Origin of the sequence: Shewanella sp. 5S214 (genome assembly GCF_041439795.1) — a bacterium.
Taxonomy (GTDB): Bacteria; Pseudomonadota; Gammaproteobacteria; order Enterobacterales; family Shewanellaceae; genus Shewanella; species Shewanella vesiculosa.
Genome location: NZ_JBGOOV010000056.1, coordinates 1 through 4074, shown reverse-complemented (window position 1 = coordinate 4074; position 4074 = coordinate 1). Strand labels below are relative to the sequence as shown.

The window sequence follows — 4074 nt, the reverse complement described above, 5'->3', positions numbered from 1 at the left end:
TAGTTGAAGTTGAGATAATTGCTATGAAAAAGATGCATAAATCGTTGGATTGGCGCATCGATAATACTAACTGTTAAACATTAACTCATTATTATCAATAGTTTGTAATATATATAAAAGTGCTATGCAGACCTCGTAAACACCTATGCATCTTTTTTATCTGCTAAATTGTCATATTTAACCTGTATTTTTTGTTAAATAATATATTTACAACAAACACTTACAAGTGATATTTTGACGAAGAAACTTACAAGAAAGCAGGAGGTTATCCTGCTGCTAATCAATAAGCTGTTATGCGTATTCGCAGGTATCAGGCTCAAATTAATGAAGCGAACACAATTTGATGTTCACAGGCAGTGCTACGATGAACTAGCCTCTGAACTTAAAACAGTTGAACACGATCTTATACGGGATTTGTTGAGAGCTTGGGATGTGTCTTTTAAACAGATGGATAACTATTTGCTATCGAAACAGGTCACAAAATCTCAAGTTAGTTCCGGGCTGCGGCAGGGCTTAAAAGATTTACCAGAAATACTTGATGATTTACCAGAATCTATTCGAGAGACGGCTCTGGCGAAGTATAAGTTGGTGATGTCGAAATATGAGTAAAGTCAAAATACGCATAACAAGCAAAGCCAGCCGACGCGTACCGCGCAGCTGCTTTGAGCGTTATATTTCACTCCACATTGTGAAACGTAGAAATTATAAATTGGTTGGGTTGGTGTTTTACTCGATCCTATCTTCATTTAGTTTGCTAATCGGCTAAATGAATAGTGTTTTGAAATGGGGCAATATTTCGGTTTAGTTTGTGCTAAACGGGTTTGGCCAAATTTCTTATAGTTTTGGTGTTAACGATTTTAGCTTTTTTGTTTGAAAAGGGTCTACTTCGTTGATGAAAGTGGTTGTAAATAAACGTGTATCGTTTTAAGTTAAAACAACATTAAGTGTTGTGTTTTAATTAGGCTAAAATTATACAAGTCGTTAAAATATAACAAGTTAATCAACTGGACGTATTACGGTTGTCGTCGTTTTTGCAAAAGAAAAAGACGCAAAAACAACACCAACCTACACGCCAGTTATTAAGGCGTTATGCGTCAGTGCGAATTCAGTGTAAATTGTTTTTCACTGTCGGCATTTTATAAAGATTATCGTATTTCTTGCCTTGTCTTTAGTTTGGTAACTTTAGAGGCCAAATACTCTGTTTCAGTTTTTGGCTAAACAGTTTTTCGCCAAGGTAAGCTTGGTGTAAAACGTCACTTTATTTACGTGGCTCAAAATTCAAGGTTTGGTGTGTCGCACTGCGTGGGTGTTTTTTACTTCTACGGTCGGGCTGCCACGAAACCTTATACATTGCGTTGTTTGTGGTCATAACAATATTGCGCATAACAAGGCAATCAAACGGAAAAATAACAGTTGGCTGTTTTTCGTTCCTCAAACATTTTAGCCAACAGTAATTTTCCGCTTATTGCGGCGTTAGTGTTACAAACCATGAGCACCGAAGAAGAATTTTTGGCAATTAAATATGCAGCTGGAATACTGCACACCAATGAAATCCTTGAGTATGTTAATTCTCAATTGGATAAAGGTATTTGGTCGGATGTCTTTCTTGAAATATTAGATTGCGAGCCAAAAGTATGGTTAAGTATCTCAGCGCTTTTCGAAAAATATCTAAAAGAAATCGGTGTGCTAATTCCTACATTAGAAGAAGCCGCAAAAGAACTAGTCGAACATCATGTTCTAATAATTGCCTCGGGCAAAGCAACACCCTCAGTGCATTTTCGAAAATTACTCGATGAAATAGATAATTATGATTATTACAGTAAAACAAAAGACTATCTCGGAGATAACCTAGGCATAGCAGAAATGATCGGTTGGTACTACGCTGATTGCTGTACAGCTGATGAAATAAACCAAGGCATTTTTGAAGCTTGCAAAGTTTGGGTTTCCAAGTTTGCAAAAAAACACTAACAAGGTGCGTCATTCGGGGCCTGCGGCCCCTGCGACGCTCACAAGTTCGCGCGCATGCGCACGGCGTTATAAGCCAAGGAAGAAGAGCGTTGATATCTGAACCATTCAACAGCGTTATTATCATTATTATTTGTTTGCTTGGGGCATTGCATTTTAGTGGCATTATTGGAACCTCTTCAAAGTCTCCAACTTTAGTTTGGACAAGAAATAAGCATCCCAAAATACCTAAGATAATAGCTGCTCTTTTTCTTCTTACTGCTGTGATAAGAATTATAGGATTGCTTCTATGAGTGTATTTTTCAACAGTGGATTGGCTTATAACAAAAACATCATGGTAGGAATTTTACTCGCTGGTAAAGCGCTCCTAAAATCCCCATATGTTAAGCGTTAGGTGTTTTTTTAGAGGTTGCAGAATGGATTTTAATGGTCGTCAAAAAAGATGGTTAAAAGATCTGTGTAAGATTTCAAATCGAGAAATTATTCTTTTAGATGAATTTAAAAAAGATAAACTAACTTGGGAAGAATTTTGGAAAGCTAATTTATTACAAATAGCAATAAATGATTTACATTGTAAGTGTCTTTTCATAGAGTTATCTAACAGACCTAAGGGAACTACCAAAGACCAAATGGAAAAAAAAGGCTGTCATTTTAGCGAGAGTGAATCTTATAGAGATGAGCATCAAAAAAGAGTTAGTAAATTAATATGTGATTGTTGCGGACAACACTGGAAAGAGCAAGAGTTTGAAGCTATGCAATATTGGTCATTCCATATGTACCCACAAAACACCTAACAAGGGTTTTCAAGTCGGACAAATTACAGTGGGCTTTTTGTTCGTGCCTCACTTATTTTTAGTCAACTGCAATTTGCCGCTTAAAACAGCGTTATATGCCTAAGGAGTTATTAAGAATATGGATTATCTATTCGTTAGTATTGTAGCTCTTGTTTCTCTAAACTTTTCTGTGAGTATTTATCTTTTTAAACGTAGTGACTTGAACCGTTTCCAGAAAATTGCGCAGGTAATAGTTGTTTGGTTGATTCCTTTTTTTGGTGCTATTGGTTTATGGTTGTTTAATCGTAGTCATGATTCTGATAACAATAAACCAAGTGGTGGTTCGTTTGGCGGCGGTTCACAAGACAGTATCGGAGTGTCAAGTTCGGGTGATTAAATCGGCATATAACAATCCAATCAACCGGACACAAACTCGCTGGCTTTGGCTCGTACCTCGCAAGTATAGCCAACAAGTTTGTGCCGTTTATTAGAGGCGTTATGCACTATGGATCACTATGAATTGGCTTCTTCTAAAAAAAATATCTTCGTTTTTGCTCGCCGCACTGTTATTGGCGTTGGTAGCAGATGTGTCGGTCTTTTCTTTTGTGGAGTATGGCTCAAAAGGGACTAGTTACATCGGCTGCTATGCATATGACGCTATGTTAATTGGTTTTGAATGCAAAGGTTTTTTTGGTAGTAAGGCTGTTTCTATGTGGCTAAATTGGCCCTTGTGGCTTATCTATTCTCCAGTCTTTGCAGTTTTTAGCATCAGGGCTTTTTTAGTTGCTATATTGGTTTGGTCGCCCATAGTCGCTTATGGTTTGTCAGTTTTAAAACTTCGTAAAATAGAAAATGCATAACAAGGCGCAGCAACACGCCGCTGCGCGGCTGGACAGTTTGTAAGTCGCGCTTATGTGGTTTTGCTTCGCAAAAGTATTCCACAACGCACAACTTACAAACTGCCGTTGTGCTAAACGTTAGGTGATCAGATGTGAGTACTAAGAAGAATGCAGTTGTTGCCATACTTTGCCTTATTCCTACAGTAGTCCTTTTATCGTTTGTAACCTTTAATAATGACTGCCTTAAAGAAAATGAAGCCAAAGTCATATTCGAAGAAGCTGCTCAATTAGAGATAAATGGCGACCTTAAAGGATCTCGTATAAAATACAAAATTATTGATGCAAATGCATGTACAAATTATAAACTGCGTGGTGAGGCGTTTAATAAAGCCGTAGCGATTCAAAAGGTACTTCTCAAATCTTGAGTGTCTCTTAAATCACCTAACACATATGAGCCTCCCGCCAGTCAATAGGCGAGCTTAACTTATTTGACTGCT

6 protein-coding genes are annotated in these 4074 nt (G+C 37.4%); all 6 read left to right on the top strand.

The features are described from left to right. Positions 1-234: 234 nt before the first annotated feature. Complete coding sequence (locus tag ACED29_RS20875) at positions 235-609, top strand: hypothetical protein (RefSeq protein WP_371698643.1); 375 nt, start codon at positions 235-237, stop codon at positions 607-609. An 804-nt stretch (positions 610-1413) separates the two neighbouring features. Beyond that, the gene (locus ACED29_RS20870; protein WP_371698642.1) at positions 1414-1968 is read left to right on the top strand and encodes a hypothetical protein; all 555 of its coding nucleotides are present in this window, start codon (positions 1414-1416) and stop codon (positions 1966-1968) included. 413 nt (positions 1969-2381) lie between these two features. Beyond that, on the top strand, positions 2382-2759 hold the full coding sequence (locus ACED29_RS20865; RefSeq protein ID WP_182723031.1) for a hypothetical protein: 378 nt from the start codon (positions 2382-2384) through the stop codon (positions 2757-2759). A gap of 118 nt (positions 2760-2877) precedes the next feature. Continuing rightward, positions 2878-3135 carry a hypothetical protein gene (locus ACED29_RS20860; protein ID WP_124018421.1) on the top strand — a complete coding sequence of 86 codons (258 nt, stop codon included), beginning with the start codon at positions 2878-2880 and terminating at the stop codon, positions 3133-3135. A gap of 118 nt (positions 3136-3253) precedes the next feature. After that, complete coding sequence (locus tag ACED29_RS20855) at positions 3254-3598, top strand: hypothetical protein (RefSeq protein WP_182743329.1); 345 nt, start codon at positions 3254-3256, stop codon at positions 3596-3598. A gap of 131 nt (positions 3599-3729) precedes the next feature. Then, the gene (locus ACED29_RS20850; RefSeq protein ID WP_124017029.1) at positions 3730-4002 is read left to right on the top strand and encodes a hypothetical protein; all 273 of its coding nucleotides are present in this window, start codon (positions 3730-3732) and stop codon (positions 4000-4002) included. The last annotated feature ends 72 nt before the right edge of the window (positions 4003-4074 follow it).